This window comes from Paraglaciecola arctica (genome assembly GCF_018861065.1).
In the GTDB taxonomy this organism is placed as follows: Bacteria; Pseudomonadota; Gammaproteobacteria; order Enterobacterales; family Alteromonadaceae; genus Paraglaciecola; species Paraglaciecola arctica_B.
Map to the genome: position 1 here is coordinate 13,008 of NZ_JAHKQO010000039.1, position 15,867 is coordinate 28,874.

The 15,867-nt window shown below is 41.3% G+C and carries 12 protein-coding genes; 5 read left to right on the forward strand and 7 right to left on the reverse strand.

All coding sequences use genetic code 11. The features are described from left to right. Positions 1 to 2: 2 nt before the first annotated feature. The 4 genes from cmk to gyrA all read right to left on the reverse strand — a co-directional run bounded on the left by cmk (position 3) and on the right by gyrA (position 6,035). The gene (cmk, locus tag KO534_RS17735; protein ID WP_215931629.1) at positions 3 to 701 is read right to left on the reverse strand and encodes a (d)CMP kinase; all 699 of its coding nucleotides are present in this window, start codon (positions 699 to 701) and stop codon (positions 3 to 5) included. A 161-nt stretch (positions 702 to 862) separates the two neighbouring features. Beyond that, on the reverse strand, positions 863 to 2,143 hold the full coding sequence (gene aroA / locus KO534_RS17740; protein ID WP_215931631.1) for a 3-phosphoshikimate 1-carboxyvinyltransferase: 1,281 nt from the start codon (positions 2,141 to 2,143) through the stop codon (positions 863 to 865). Next, positions 2,143 to 3,228, reverse strand: coding sequence for a 3-phosphoserine/phosphohydroxythreonine transaminase (serC, locus tag KO534_RS17745; protein WP_215931633.1), 1,086 nt, complete (start codon positions 3,226 to 3,228; stop codon positions 2,143 to 2,145). The genes aroA and serC overlap by 1 nt, the downstream gene beginning before the upstream one ends. A 119-nt stretch (positions 3,229 to 3,347) precedes the next feature. Continuing rightward, complete coding sequence (gyrA, locus tag KO534_RS17750) at positions 3,348 to 6,035, reverse strand: DNA topoisomerase (ATP-hydrolyzing) subunit A (protein WP_215931635.1); 2,688 nt, start codon at positions 6,033 to 6,035, stop codon at positions 3,348 to 3,350. A gap of 286 nt (positions 6,036 to 6,321) precedes the next feature. Here gyrA and ubiG point away from each other — a divergent pair, with 286 nt between their 5' ends. The 5 genes from ubiG (at position 6,322) to yfaE (ending at position 11,952) form a co-directional block, all read left to right on the forward strand. Continuing rightward, positions 6,322 to 7,038, forward strand: a complete 717-nt coding sequence (ubiG, locus tag KO534_RS17755) for a bifunctional 2-polyprenyl-6-hydroxyphenol methylase/3-demethylubiquinol 3-O-methyltransferase UbiG (RefSeq protein ID WP_215931637.1) — start codon at positions 6,322 to 6,324, stop codon at positions 7,036 to 7,038. After that, positions 7,039 to 7,695 (forward strand): HAD family hydrolase, encoded by a 657-nt coding sequence (locus tag KO534_RS17760; RefSeq protein ID WP_215931639.1) that lies wholly within the window; start codon positions 7,039 to 7,041, stop codon positions 7,693 to 7,695. It begins immediately after the preceding gene. A 441-nt stretch (positions 7,696 to 8,136) separates the two neighbouring features. Beyond that, positions 8,137 to 10,452 (forward strand): class 1a ribonucleoside-diphosphate reductase subunit alpha, encoded by a 2,316-nt coding sequence (nrdA, locus tag KO534_RS17765; RefSeq protein ID WP_215931641.1) that lies wholly within the window; start codon positions 8,137 to 8,139, stop codon positions 10,450 to 10,452. Between the two features lie 64 nt (positions 10,453 to 10,516). Then, positions 10,517 to 11,647 carry a class Ia ribonucleoside-diphosphate reductase subunit beta gene (gene nrdB, locus KO534_RS17770; protein ID WP_215931643.1) on the forward strand — a complete coding sequence of 377 codons (1,131 nt, stop codon included), beginning with the start codon at positions 10,517 to 10,519 and terminating at the stop codon, positions 11,645 to 11,647. 32 nt (positions 11,648 to 11,679) lie between these two features. After that, on the forward strand, positions 11,680 to 11,952 hold the full coding sequence (yfaE, locus tag KO534_RS17775) for a class I ribonucleotide reductase maintenance protein YfaE (RefSeq protein ID WP_215931645.1): 273 nt from the start codon (positions 11,680 to 11,682) through the stop codon (positions 11,950 to 11,952). A gap of 111 nt (positions 11,953 to 12,063) precedes the next feature. On the opposite strand, the gene KO534_RS17780 is transcribed toward yfaE, so the two are convergent. Genes KO534_RS17780 through KO534_RS17790 form a run of 3 tightly spaced genes read right to left on the reverse strand, consistent with a single transcriptional unit; the run spans position 12,064 to position 15,713 of the window. Next, positions 12,064 to 13,167, reverse strand: a complete 1,104-nt coding sequence (locus KO534_RS17780; RefSeq protein WP_215931647.1) for a Gfo/Idh/MocA family protein — start codon at positions 13,165 to 13,167, stop codon at positions 12,064 to 12,066. A 3-nt stretch (positions 13,168 to 13,170) separates the two neighbouring features. Beyond that, complete coding sequence (locus KO534_RS17785; RefSeq protein WP_215931649.1) at positions 13,171 to 14,571, reverse strand: divalent metal cation transporter; 1,401 nt, start codon at positions 14,569 to 14,571, stop codon at positions 13,171 to 13,173. Then, on the reverse strand, positions 14,568 to 15,713 hold the full coding sequence (locus tag KO534_RS17790) for a Gfo/Idh/MocA family protein (RefSeq protein ID WP_215931651.1): 1,146 nt from the start codon (positions 15,711 to 15,713) through the stop codon (positions 14,568 to 14,570). Before KO534_RS17790 ends, KO534_RS17785 begins: the two co-directional genes overlap by 4 nt. Positions 15,714 to 15,867 lie beyond the last annotated feature (154 nt).

Consider the following 15,867-nt stretch of genomic DNA (forward strand, 5'->3'; position numbering starts at 1 on the left):
CGTTAACTATTTACCGAAGCTTTTACTTCTGTTAGTTTCTCTTCAATAAATAATTCAATTTTTTCAATCACTTGCTCTATATTCAACTGAGTTGAGTCTAGAACTAAAGCATCTTTTGCGGGCACTAAAGGGGCAACGGTTCGATTTGCATCTCGCTCATCACGGGCTTTTATGTCATCCAAAAGGCGCAGTATGCTAACATCATGACCGCTATCTTTCAACTGCTTATAACGTCTATCGGCGCGCTCTTCAGCACTAGCCGTTAAAAATATTTTAACTTGGGCTTCAGGAAATACTACAGTTCCCATATCTCGCCCATCGGCTACCAACCCGGGAGCCTGTTTAAAGCCTCGTTGCCGTCTCAGTAAGGCTTCTCGGATTGACGGCAATGAAGCAATTTTTGACGCAGTAGCGCCCACTTCTTCGGTGCGAATAGTGTCACTAACATCTTCGCCTTCTAAAATAACTCTTACACCATTATCTGTAGTTTCAAAGTTTACATCGAGCCCTGACGCTAAAGGTAACAAACCTATTTCGTCATCTGCGGGAATTTGATGATGTAGTGAAGCAACAGCTAAAACTCGGTAAATAGCTCCACTGTCTAAGAAGTGCCAACCAAGTTTCTTCGCCAGCAAGGTACTAGTTGTTCCTTTACCTGCTCCGCTTGGCCCATCTATAGTGATGACAGGTTCTGTGTACATGCGCTCTCCTGAGCTGAATAAAATCGGGCGCAATTATACGGATAGATATTAGATAAGCAATGACACTATGGTTACAATTTTTTACGCTGAAATGTATGCGGATCAAATTCGAGATTCATGATCAACAAACACAGAGGGGCATTTGCCCCTCCATAGAGACTCTACTGACAAATAGTCGCAAATCGCTCAAAATAATCAGGGAAGGTTTTGGCTGTGCAACCAGGGTCATTAATAGTCACGGCTGTATCACTTAACGCCACCAATGAGAAACACATAGCGACGCGGTGGTCATTGTAAGTATCAATCTGTGCGTGAAGTAACTGCTGCGGAGGTGTAATTGTGATGTAGTCTTCACCTTCCTCCACAGTTGCACCGACCTTACGAAGTTCACAGCTCATTGCGGCTAAGCGATCGGTTTCTTTGACACGCCAGTTATAGATATTTCTAATTGTAGTGGTGCCCGATGCGAACAATGCCGCGGTTGCGATAGTCATAGCAGCATCTGGAATATGGTTCATATCCATGTCTACAGCAGACAAGGGCGCACCAGTGACTTCGATATACTCATCGTGCCAATGGATTTTTGCTCCCATTTTTTCCAAGACTTCAGCGAAACGAATATCACCTTGAATACTGCCTTTTCCAATACCTGTGACTTTGACTGTACCGCCTTTAATTGCCCCTGCTGCGAGAAAATATGAAGCCGAAGAGGCGTCGCCCTCCACCATAAAATGTCCAGGTGATTGATATTGTTGCTGACCTTGGATCACAAAACGTTGATAGTTTTGATTATCCACTTCAATTCCAAACTGTGCCATGGTGTGCAAGGTAATATCAATATAAGGTTTCGACACTAAATCACCACTAATTTCAATAGTAGTATCTTGTTCAAATAGGGGGGCGCTCATTAACAACGCTGTCAAGAATTGACTGGATACGCTGCCATCGACTGTGACATTGCCACCATTTAGCGAATGGCCTCTAATTAACAGAGGAGGAAACGCTTCATTCTTTAAATACTCAATGTCTGCCCCTGCTTGACGCAAAGAGTCAACCAAAGCGCCAATTGGTCTTTCTTCCATGCGAGGTTCACCAGTGAGTTCGAACTCACCATTACTACAAGCAAGTGCGGCACATAGCGGGCGCATTGCCGTACCTGCATTACCTAAAAATAAAGTAACCGGCTCCTGGACATTAAACACTCCTCCATTACCTGTTACCCAGCACTGAGTTTTACAATCAGATAATCGATAAGTTACCTGTAACTGAGTTAACGCATTTAACATATGGTGAATATCTTCACTGTCTAACAGATTCGTTAAATGGGTTTCACCATTTGCTAGAGCGGCTAACAATAGCGCCCGATTAGATAAGCTTTTCGACCCCGGTACATTGACGGTTCCAGACACTTTAGCAATGGGTGAAAGATGTAACTGCTCCATTATTTGTTTCTCCTAGCAAATTCTTGCATAAACTCGACTAACGCTATTACACCAGCCATTGGCATCGCGTTATAGATACTCGCTCGCATGCCACCCACACTTCTATGACCTTTCAACGCAGTCAACCCAATTTGCTCTGCTTGTTCCAAAAAGACTGCATCTAAATCAGGTGAGGGTAAGTGAAAAGTAACATTCATTTTCGAACGAAAGTTTGGATGGACTTTATTAATATAAAAATCACTGTTATCGATACAGCGATACAATAACTCGGCTTTTTTAGCGTTTTCTAAAGCGATAGCAGATACACCACCTTGCTCCTTCAGCCACTTAAAAACTAATCCCGCCAAATACCAAGAGTAGGTAGGAGGCGTATTGTACATAGAGTCATACTCTGCCATGGTTTTGTAGTGCATAAAGCTCGGCGTCTGTGGCATAGCAAAGTCTAACAAGTCTTCCCTTACAATCACCACAGCTAACCCAGAAGGACCTATATTTTTTTGCGCGCCAGCATAAATTACCCCGAACTTAGATACGTCTACAGGTTGTGACAAAATATTGGATGACATATCTACTACTAAGGGCACATCACCACTATCAGGGATTGTGTTAATCTCAATACCATCTACTGTCTCATTCGAGCAATAGTGAAAATAGGCACTGTCTGCGCTCATCATATTGGCAGAAATATTAGGAACGGCGTGCATACCATCACGAGCTTCAAGCTGCGCTACAACTTTAGTTGGTAAAAACTTTTCAGCTTCTTGAATTGCGCCCTTAGACCAAGATCCAGATAACAAAAAGTCTGCGCATTGACCGTTTTGTCGCAAATTCATGGGTACAGCGGCAAACTGCCCGCGCCCACCGCCTTGAGAAAAAATGACTTTATAATTGTCTGGTACGGCCATTAAGTCGCGCAAATCTTGTTCCGCTGTTTCGGCAAGGGCAATATATTCCTTGCTCCTGTGGCTTATTTCCATAACCGAGCGGCCCATTCCCTGCCAGTCGATAAACTCAGCTTGAGCTTGACGCATAACAGGCTCTGGCAACATGGCCGGCCCTGCGCAAAAATTGTAGGTTTTTGTCATTATTTTTACCAAAAAAAACGAGCGGCATCAGCCACTCGTTTATCGTTTCTAATTAGAGAGTATTAACACCTATAAATTAGATATTTTCCATATTTTTCAATATAAAAAATAGCACTCTCTTATTCGTCTTCGTTTGATTCAGTATCTGTATCCGTAACTTCTGTCGTAGCGGCTTCAATACTTGAGGCTTCTTCGCCTTCTAATAACTCAGCTTCTAGCTCTTCAATTTCATCAATACGCTGCAATCCAACAACATGCTCACCTGTGATGGTGCGAATTAAACGCACACCCTGGGTATTACGACCCACGGTAGAGACTTCTTCGACACGAGTTCTTACTAAGGTACCTTGGTCACTAATAAGCATAATTTCATCGCTCTCATTAACCTGCACCGCACCTACCACTTTGCCGTTTCGCTCAGATACTTTGATAGAAACCACACCTTGAGTCGCACGACTCTTTGCAGGGTAATCCGCAACTGGGGTACGTTTACCAAAGCCATTTTCGGTCGCGGTTAAGATGGCTCCATCGCCTTTAGGTACAATCAGTGAAATCACTTTTTGCCCTTCTTGCATACGAATACCACGAACTCCGGTTGCTGTTCGGCCCATAGGACGTAATGCTAATAACTCTTCACCTGTTTCTGGATCAAGTTTCACATTGCCGGTTTCAGAGTCACGCTGTTTCTCGTTAAACCGCACAACTTTACCTGCATCAGAGAACAACATAATGTCATCATCACCATGGGTAATGTCGACACCAATTAATTCATCACCTTCATTGAGGTTGACAGCAATAATACCGTTGGCTCTAGGACGTGAATATGAAGTTAGCGCTGTTTTCTTTACCGTACCGTTGGCGGTGGCCATCAATACAAACTTACCTTCTTCAAACTCTTGTATAGGTAATATAGCGGTTATACGCTCACCTTCTTCAAGAGGTAATATATTCACAATAGGACGACCGCGAGCGTTTCTGCTGGCGAGCGGAAGTTGATACACTTTTAACCAATATAAACGTCCTCGTGTTGAGAAACACAATATATGATCATGGGTATTGGCAACTAATAACTTTTCTATGAAATCTTCATCTTTCATCTTAGTGGCTGATTTACCACGGCCACCACGACGCTGCGATTCATAATCGTTGAGTTTTTGATACTTCACATAACCTTCGCGAGATAAGGTCACTACTACCTCTTCACGTTCAATTAAGTCTTCAATATCAATATCGTGAGAAGCAGCGGTAATTTCGGTACGTCTCTCATCACCAAATTCGTCACGCACTTTTTCAAGCTCTTCGCGGATCACTTCCATTAAGCGTTCTGGGCTGCCTAATATGTGTAACAATTCAGCAATAATGTCTAGTAACTCACGATACTCAGCCAAGATTTTTTCATGTTCAAGACCCGTTAACTTGTTTAAGCGTAAATCTAGAATCGCTTGCGCTTGTTGTTCGGTTAAATAATACAAGCCGTCGCGAATACCATACTGCGGCTCTAACCAATCCGGTCTTGCGGCATCATCACCAGCGCGTTCTAGCATTTCAGCTACGTCACCTAAAGACCAACCTTGAGCCGTCAACGATACTTTTGCATCAGCAGGGCTTTTTGAAGCTTTAATTAGAGCAATGATAGGATCGATATTAACCAAGGCAATCGCTAAACCTTCTAAGATATGCGCGCGTTCCCGTGCCTTTTTCAGTTCAAACACTGTGCGTCGGGTTACTACCTCTCGACGGTGTAAAACGAAGGCCTTTAAGATATCCATCAAATTAAATATCTTCGGCTGGGTTTTATCCAGCGCAACCATATTGATACCAAATACCGTTTGCATTTGGGTTTGTGCATACAATTGGTTTAGGAGTACTTCGGCCGATTCGTTACGTTTAACTTCTACGACTATACGCATTCCGTCTTTATCAGATTCATCACGTAAAGCTGAAATACCTTCAATCTTTTTTTCTTTTACCAACTCGGCAATCTTTTCAATCAAACGCGCTTTGTTAACTTGGTAAGGGATTTCGTTAACCACTATGGTTTCTTTGCCGCTGTCTTCGGTTTCGATTTCAGCGCGAGCACGCATGTATATTTTTCCGCGGCCTGTGCGGTAGGCTTCTTCGATTCCCTTTCTACCACTTATAAATGCAGCGGTAGGAAAATCCGGACCCGGAATGTATTCGATTAATTCTTCAATAGTTAATTCAGGATTGTCTATAAGCGCAATACATCCATTAACCACTTCGGTTAAATTATGCGGCGGGATATTGGTTGCCATACCTACGGCTATGCCTGAGGAGCCATTTACAAGTAAATTGGGGACTCTAGTAGGTAAAACGCTAGGGATAAATTCCGATTCATCGTAATTTGGAACAAAATCAACCGTTTCTTTTTCTAAATCGGCCAGTAATTCGTGGGCAATTTTCGCCATACGAATTTCCGTATAACGCATTGCAGCAGCAGAGTCACCGTCAACTGAACCAAAGTTCCCTTGACCGTCTACTAACATATACCGTAGAGAAAAAGGCTGAGCCATACGTACAATAGTGTCGTAAACAGCAGAATCACCATGGGGGTGATACTTACCGATCACGTCACCCACTACACGGGCTGACTTTTTATAAGGTTTATTAAAATCGTTTTTTAATTCGTTCATGGCAAATAAAACGCGGCGATGAACCGGCTTTAAGCCATCTCGTACATCAGGCAGCGCCCTGCCAACAATTACACTCATCGCATAGTCGAGATAAGAGTTTTTAAGTTCTTCTTCTATATTTATTGGAAGAATTTCATGGGCGTGATCAGTCATATACAGCCTTAATCCCTAGTCGTTATTATTAGAATGTTAATTAAGCAAAATTCGTTTGTGCAATTTTAAGCTAGGACTTAAAATTAGGTTTACGTTTTCACCCGAATTTATCTTTCTTTTGAACCGCTCGATTCTACCACCTACTAATTAAAATGAATAGCCGCAAGTCGCTCATATAGTGCGCAATCAGTTATGATATACCCATATCTGCGATTTAATTTGATCAGATAGTAGATTAAGATAGCCTTGATATAGGCAAGAATGTTAATCGGACTCAATAATAAATATGCAAAACACGCAAAATGTCGACCATAACGAAATCCAAAAGTTTTCTGAATTAGCTTCAAGGTGGTGGGATCTAGCAGGTGAATTCAAACCTTTACATCAAATTAATCCTCTAAGAACCGATTACATTCAGCAGCACTGTGGTGGATTGAAAGATAAGCAAGTTTTAGATGTGGGTTGTGGTGGCGGCATTTTAGCTGAGAGCATGGCTCGTCATGGCGCAAACGTAACGGGTATTGATATGGGGGAAGCCCCACTCGAAATAGCGCGACTCCATGGATTAGAGTCGGGTTTAAGTGTTGACTACCAACAAACAACCGCTGAAGAATTTGCTGCTAATCATTCCGCTCAGTATGATGTTGTGACCTGTATGGAAATGCTGGAACACGTACCAGACCCCAGCTCGGTAGTTAACGCTTGCTGCCGTTTAGTTAAGCCTGATGGCCATGTGTTTTTTTCTACCTTAAATAGAAATATCAAATCTTATCTGATGGCCATAGTCGGCGCTGAATACATGCTAGGATTGGTTCCCAAGGGCACCCACCAACATGATAAATTTATTAAGCCCTCTGAGTTAATTTCTTGGATAGACGATACGCCATTATTAGTAAAAAGAATGACGGGGTTACATATGAACCCTCTAAGCCAAGAATATTATCTTTCTAATAAGAATGTTGACGTTAATTATATTATCCATTGCCAAAATAGTGACTCTTAGATGTTGAAAAAGCCCAATGCCATGCTGTTTGACTTAGACGGCACCTTACTCGATACCGCCAAAGACTTAGGAAACGCGCTGAATCAAATACTCATCTCATTGGGTCGTGCGACAGTAGATCATCAAACCTATCGAAACATTGCCTCTGATGGTGCCAAAGGAATGCTTGAATTAGGTTTTGGGGATGACTTAAAACACTTTGAATTTGATACATTACGCCAACAATTTTTAGATTATTACGAAAATAACATATGTGTCGAAACTGATTATTTTGAGGGAGTTGAACAGCTATTAATAACCCTCAATAAAAAACATATTCCTTGGGGAATAGTCACCAATAAACCAGAATTTTTAACCTCGCAACTAATCGCCTCATTTCCCCTACTACATAATTGTGCTGTGGTTATTAGTGGCGATACTCTAAGGGAAAGAAAACCCCACCCTTTACCTTTACTTCACGCCGAACAAAAACTTTCGCTCAACTCTCCTAATACTTGGTATATAGGAGATGCGCAGCGAGACATTCAATCAGCTAATGCTGCCAATATGATCAGCGTAATTGCCGAGTATGGGTACATCTCTGATTTACAAGTTACTGACGAATGGAATGCAGACCTTAGTATTCATAGCGCAACGGATTTATTGACTTATTTTTAAGCGCGTATACAGAAACGAATTTAACATAAAACACGACATCTAGTGCTTACTAATCACTTTCACCCCTATATATCGATAAATAATAAGCATCAGTTTTTTACATTAAAAAAATTTATAAAAAAAAATATCCCAAATATTGTCTTGCAATTCCAATAAACGAAACTCAAAAGGCGCTTTTAGGTGAGTCACTACTAACCTTTTATTTACTGCACCAAAATCGAACATAAAACCACCATATGTTGGGTTGCATTGAATTAAAAACCTCATTATCTTGTGTTCTGTTGAATACGAAAACACGACCATAACAATAACTTTAAAAAAGCAAACAATGTGTTCGTATTTGCAAAAAAACCAAAGGGCTTAGGGGTAAGCAACTCCATGCATTTTCGCGCTAAATACAAGTCATCTATACGACTCGATATAATAAATAACGGCTAAAACATGAATAACAATTTATACGTCACCAAACGCACCGGCGAACGTGAGATTATTGATCTGGACAAAATCCATAAAGTAATTGAATGGGCAGCTAAAGGATTAGACAACGTTTCTGTTTCACAGGTAGAAATAAAAGCTCACATACAATTTTACGATGGTATTAAAACCGCGGATATTCACGAAACTTTAATTCGCTCGGCAGCGGATCTGATTTCAACCGATTGTCCAGATTATCAGTATCTCGCCGCGCGATTAGCCATATTCCACTTACGCAAAAAAGCCTATGGTCGTTTTGAACCGCCAGCGCTAAAAGACCATGTTAAAAACATGGTCGACAAAGGCAAATACGACCCACACTTGTTACAAGATTATAGTGCCGCCGAGTTTGATGAAATGAACGACTACCTCGATCATTGGCGTGATATGAATTTCAGTTATGCAGCTGTTAAACAGCTCGAAGGTAAATACCTTGTTCAAAACCGAGTATCTGGAGAAATATACGAAAGTGCACAGTTTTTATACATATTAGTGGCTGCATGTTTGTTTGCTAATTATGAAAAAGACATCCGCATGGATTACATCAAACGTTTTTACGATGCAACCTCCAAATTTAAAATATCATTGCCTACACCTATAATGGCGGGCGTTAGAACCCCTACCCGTCAATTTAGCTCATGTGTTTTAATTGAAGCCGGCGATAGCTTAGATTCAATCAATGCCACTGCCAGTGCGATTGTTAAATATGTGAGCCAACGAGCTGGAATTGGTGTCAATGCAGGACGCATCCGAGCAGTAGGCAGTCCTATTCGCGGAGGTGAAGCCTTCCATACTGGTTGTATTCCCTTTTATAAACACTTCCAAACAGCCGTTAAAAGCTGTTCTCAAGGCGGCGTAAGAGGTGGAGCGGCAACATTATTTTATCCGTTGTGGCACTTAGAGGTTGAATCATTATTGGTTTTGAAAAATAACCGTGGTGTTGAGGAAAACCGAGTTCGTCATTTAGATTACGGTGTGCAATTTAATAAATTGATGTATACGCGATTAATTAAAGACCAACACATTACTTTGTTCAGTCCTTCAGACACTCCAGGTCTCTACGATGCATTTTTCGCGGACCAAGATGAGTTTGAACGTTTATATGTGCAATACGAAAAAGACGAAAGCATTCGTAAAAAACAAATCAAAGCCATTGAATTGTTTAGTTTATTTATGCAAGAGCGTGCCAGTACCGGACGTATCTACTTGCAAAATGTTGATCACTGCAATACTCACAGCCCATTTAACCCGAAATTGGCACCAGTTCGCCAAAGTAACTTGTGCTTGGAAATTGCCTTACCGACTAAACCTCTTGAGCATGTGAATGACGAAAATGGTGAGATAGCCCTATGTACATTATCTGCATTTAACTTAGGAGCAATTGAAAGTGTTGACGAATTTGCAGAATTATCTGATTTAGCAGTACGCGCTCTAGATAACTTATTAGATTACCAAGATTACCCAGTACCAGCAGCGTTAAATGCCACTATGGGTCGCCGTACATTAGGAATAGGCGTGATTAACTTCGCTTATTACTTAGCCAAGAATGGTGTGAAATATTCAGATGGAAGTGCCAACGGTTTAGTACATAAAACCTTTGAAGCCATGCAATATCATTTAATGAAGGCCTCGTGTAATTTGGCCAAAGAAAAAGGGGCTTGTCCTAAGTTCGACGAAACCACTTATTTCCAAGGTTTAATGCCTACTGATACCTATAAAAAGGATCTTGATAAAATTTGTGATGAGCCACTGCACTGTGATTGGGATTCACTTAGAGCTGATATTAAGCAGTATGGATTACGAAACAGCACATTGTCGGCTTTAATGCCTTCAGAAACGTCTTCACAAATATCCAATGCCACCAATGGAATTGAACCACCACGTGGACACATTAGTGTTAAATCCAGTAAAGATGGCGTGTTAAAACAAGTGGTACCTGAATACGAGCGACTAAAAGATAAATACGAGTTGTTATGGGATTTACCTTCAAACGATGGTTATTTGCAACTCGCGGGTATAATGCAAAAGTTTGTTGACCAAACCATCTCTGCCAATACTAGTTACGATCCAAATAAATATGAAGGCGGCAAAGTACCAATGAAGTTACTGCTTCAAGACTTGCTTACCAGCTATAAACTTGGGGTGAAAACATTGTATTACCATAACACTCGTGACGGCGCCGATGACGCCACTCAACAAGAACTGACTAGCCAGAAGTTTGTGCCCAAGGAAGTGGTAATAGAAGAAGATGATGATTGCGCAGGCGGCGCATGTAAAATATAACTTTAGAAGGCTGCTTAGGCAGCTTTTTTAAAGCGGTTCGAACTTTTAATGGCAACAATAATTAATGAAATATACAACTTTTAATCAAGTAAATAATAATCCTCTGACAGAACCAATGTTTTTTGGTAATCCAGTCAATGTGGCCCGTTATGACCAACAAAAGCATCAAATATTTGAAAAGTTGATTGAAAAACAAATTAGCTTTTTTTGGCGTCCAGAAGAAGTTGACGTCAGTAAAGACAGAGTCGACTTCCAAAAATTAAGTGACTCAGAAAAACATATTTTTATTTCTAATTTGAAATACCAAACATTACTTGATTCAATTCAGGGAAGAAGTCCTAACATTGCATTTTTACCTATAATTTCGATTCCGGAGTTAGAAACTTGGGTTGAAACCTGGTCATTTTTTGAGACCATTCACTCTCGTTCATACACTCACATATTGCGAAACCTATTTGGTGATCCCAGCAGTATTTTTAATGACATAGTTGAAAACGCAGAAATCAAAAAGCGTGCGGCGGATATATCTCAGTATTATGACGACCTCATTTTTGCAACACAACTATGGCAAACACTGGGTGAAGGCACGCACCTAGTAAACGGTGTGAATCACACTATTAGCATGCGCGAGCTTAAGAAAAAACTCTATCTTTGCATGAACTCAGTTAATGCCTTAGAAGCCATTCGATTTTACGTTTCTTTTGCTTGTACCTTTGCATTTGCAGAGCGCGAATTAATGGAAGGTAATTCCAAAATAATTAGGCTAATCGCCCGAGATGAAAACTTACACCTAACTTCAACTCAACATATATTGAATTTATGGGCCAAAGGTAAAGATGATCCAGAAATGGCTGAAATTGCTGAAGAATGTAAAGAGCAAGCCACTCAGATATTTCTAAATGCAGTAGAACAAGAAAAACAATGGGCTGAATTTTTATTTCAACACGGTTCAATGATTGGTTTAAATAAAGAAATTTTATGTCAATACGTAGAGTTTATTGCCAATCACCGTATGTCGGCAATAGGTTTAGGGCAACCCTTTGATGTAAAAAGTAACCCTCTTCCATGGATGAATAATTACCTCAGCTCTGACAACGTTCAAGTTGCCCCACAAGAATCAGAGATCAGCTCTTATTTAGTCGGACAAATTGACTCAGAAGTGAATGCCGATGATTTTGGTGACTTTGATTTATAACCCTAGAAAACACAGATTCTAGGGTAAAACGAATGAGCAAAAACAACGACAGTTTTATGGTGACTATAAAAGATCATAAAACTGTCGAACATTCTGCCCCCAGAACGCTTCTTGAAACCATCGAACTTCATCAAATTGAAATTCAGTATCATTGCCGCGAAGGGTTTTGTGGCGCCTGTAGAAGTAAACTAATTAAAGGAGACGTTGAATATACCACTGATCCATTAGCGTATATTGATGACGAAGAAATACTCCCTTGTTGCTGTATTCCCACGACTAATATCGAAATTGAATTAGCTAAATAGCCCAGTTTAGATTCACTATTTTACAACACTAAACACTTTCACCAAGGATAAAGTACCTCACTGAACCACTCTTAACTTGTATGTTTGTGTGTCTTGTTTAACAACAGTGTTCTAACTTTCAACATTCGCTTTATCAGCAATTTTTTGTGCCAACATACTTAATTCAGCAGCTTTAAATACGTGCTCTTGGGTCATAGCCGTTTCTGTGCGGTTTATCACATCAAGTATGAGTTGCCCAAAGTAGGGAAAGCCACTTTTGCCTAAGCAGTCTATTTCTTGTTCGCCCTCACTATTGGTCATAAACACTTTTGAAGCGGGTGCTTGGCGAGCGACATCATTGTATTTGCGACACTCTATATTTCCCTGAGTACCCAAAATAAAGGTACGCCCATCTCCCCAGGTAGCCTGCCCATCTGGTGTAAACCAATCAACCCTAGCGTAAAACGACGCTCCGTTGTTTGCTGTCATAGACACTTCACCAAAGTCTTCTAATCCGCTTTTATCTGGGTTATTGAGATTACTCACACGAGCAAAGTTGATGGTTGCATCACTGACGTCGGCATAGGTTAAAAACTGCTCGACTTGATGAGAACCAATGTCAGTTAAAATTCCACCGTAGGCCGCCTTATCGAAAAACCAATCAGGTCGGGTATTTTTAGATAATCGATGGGGCGCTAGCGTAATAACTTGCAAAACTCGTCCAATCGCGCCAGATTTAATCAATTCCCCGGCGTGCCAAGCTGCTTCATTGTGCGAACGTTCGGCGTAATAAACCGCGTATTTTTGGCCAGATTCTGCCACCACAGATTTAACTTCAGCTAACTGCTGCAAAGTGGTGAATGGTGACTTATCAGTAAAAAAATCTTTGCCTGCTCGCATTACTCTAATGCCACATTCAGCCCTTTTTTTGGGAATAGCCGCACAGGCTACCAATTGGGTTTGTTTGTCTTCAAGGATTTGCTCAAATGAGTCTGCCATTTTTACCTGAGGGAACTTGGCACAAAACTCGGCTAACCGTTTAGCATCAGGATCGAATACGTATTTTAGTGTGCCACCGGCTTGCACTAATCCATTAGTTTGCGCGTAGATGTGTCCGTGATCTAAAAATGCCACTGAGAAAAAAAACTGATTCTCTGCAATAACCTTAGCGACGTTTCCTTCAGGACTATAGTTGGCACCGTCTTTAATATTGGTTTTGGGTTCTTGAATCGCCATGATTTATCCTAGTTTTACATAAGTCGAATAAACAACACTACTCAGCACAGTGACAATACAAAGCAGCATCGCAATATTACTTAAATACCGCGTGACACCTTCAGGTCTTGCTGCACCTAAATAGTCTTTATTGTTATTTAATAATGCCCAACCTATATACGCTATAGGTAATAAAAATCCACAAATAGCTGATGTAGGTAACACAACGTATGCCCCCATAGTTGACCATACAAACACACCCAAAATTGCGGGCGTGGGTGCTAATAGTGCCAACTTATATTTCAAACTACCTTCTTGCCATCCAAACATCGCAGCCGCAGCAGAACCACAGCACAGCATATGCATAACCAATGACCCCACTGCCATGCCCAATATACCAAAGGCAAAAATTAATCGGCTAGTTACTTCGTCAAGCCCAGCAGACATAAACATTTTTCCTGCTTGCGTGGGACTTAGCTTGCCCTGTATATCCAGATCAGCCCCAAAAAATGCGCCCGCAGCGGCAATACTAATCAAACTAGTGATCAATATATAAGGAACAACTAACCCCATCCCTATATCGTAACGTGATAACTCGACATGCTCCGGAGTCCACTTTTTATGTAGCAATGTGAAGCCATAGATAAAGGTCATATTTATACCTACTGCGCTACCCAGCGCAGCCATCATCATAGTTACCCCTTCGGCAGTCTGCGGCACAGAGCTGGGAATATAACCGGCTAATACCGCCCCCCAATCAACTTTGCCGTTTAGTGAGGCACTGATCACAACCCAAGCGAACGCGATAACAATCAGGGCACTTAGCATCTTAATACCCGTCTCAAATATTTTTACGGCATTGTGCGTAGTGCTTACTCCAGAATCATTTTCATCTACTTGTTCACCGTACTTCCAAGCGGTAAACGCACATCCTGCCCAAACAACAATCGCCAATAACAACAAATACAGATCTCTTCCTAATTCGTTACTTTCTTCAATATCAAAGCCACTAGAGACCAATATAATTTCTTCTAACATGCCGGCGCTCAATGGATAATGAGCGAACCCCCAAATAATACTTGAAGCAAATGCCGCAATGGCCCACGCCCAAGCGAGCCCTGGATTAATGTGTTTTTTCATGGACTCAAAGGGTGACTTTTGACTATGCAAGGTTTGGTACGATAAGGCGAACAGCATAATACAACCAATAAGCATCGCTATTGGTTGTACCCACAGAAACTCATACCCAAAAACAGCGCCAATGGTTAAAGAAGTAACAGCGCTGCCACCTCCCAACGTCATGGCGCCTTGCAACCAACCTGGGCCGCTAAGAGCGAGGTATTTAGGTATTCTGGCATACCAAGGCTTTTGAGCTATTGCTCTCAAGGCTAAAACTTCTTCATTAACAGCTTCATTTTGACTCATCGGTAAGAAGCCTCCATATCTATATTGGCCTTAACGTCAGATTTTTTTCTCAATACCGAACTATCGAGTCTTTTGTTTAACTCAGTTTGATAGGCATTTGCGTCAAGCGGAAACGTTATGGGTTTTCCACTCCAGGCAGACCACAAAATCGCGTTGGCTATCGACAAAGAATCGATACCCTGCTTGGCTGGTGCAATTAATTCTTCAGAATTTAAAATTGCCTGAATAAAATTGTTGATCACAATTGCATGCTGGTTGGCTGACTCGTTAGGTGTAATGTCAAATTTTTTGCTACTAGGCTGGCCAAACATATCCTTTGTTTCGCAATTATAACGAGATGTTGATGGTGAGTTTTCAGTCAACACTAGGCGCTGTCCATCAAAGCTCAACATGCCTTTATCACCTACTATGTCTAGCTGATTAACACCTGGCGCTTCGCCTGTTGATCCAACAAACACTCCTGTGGCACCATTGGCATACTCAAAATAGGCCGTTGCTTCATCTTCCACTTCTATATTGTGGTATTTACCAAAACCACAAAAGCCCTGTACCGATACAGGCATGCCTGTTAACCATTGAAAAATATCAATGTTGTGAATACATTGATTGAGTAACAAACCGCCGCCTTCTCCATGCCAAGTAGCTCGCCAATCAGACACCTGAAAATAAACTTCAGGTCGAAACCAATTAGTCATAGTCCAATGGGTACGTTGCAATTCACCGAGGTCACCAGAGTCCATGATGTTTTTCATTTTGGCAAAAACTGGCGCAACACGCTGATTAAGCATAAGCGCAAAAACACTGTTTTGGCCCGCAGCCGCCAGTAATTTTTGCCCTTGTGCCACAGACAAACCTAATGGTTTCTCCATCAACACATGCAAACCTTTACTTAGTGCATAGAGCCCCATTTCTAAGTGACTCATGGTAGGAGTGGCAATTAATACCGCGTCACATAAGTTAGAATCTATCAAATCACGATAATCGGTAAAATGCTTGGCATCAATCGTGGCGGCCAGCTGACTCTCACTTCTAGATGCCAATGCGGTTATAACGCAGTGTTCAACAGCCCCACTTTGAATGTGTTGGATATGTTGTTGCCCAATATTCCCCAATCCAATCACACCTAATCGTAAATCACTCATAAATTATCGCTTCTATTGGTAATTTTATTCATTTCGCTCGCCACTCAATTCACCCGCAAACATCTGACAGTTATCATGATGATATAGGAGTTGTTACATTAATGTAAAACCCAACTTGACACCGGTATCAAATGTACTCAAAACGTCTGAGATT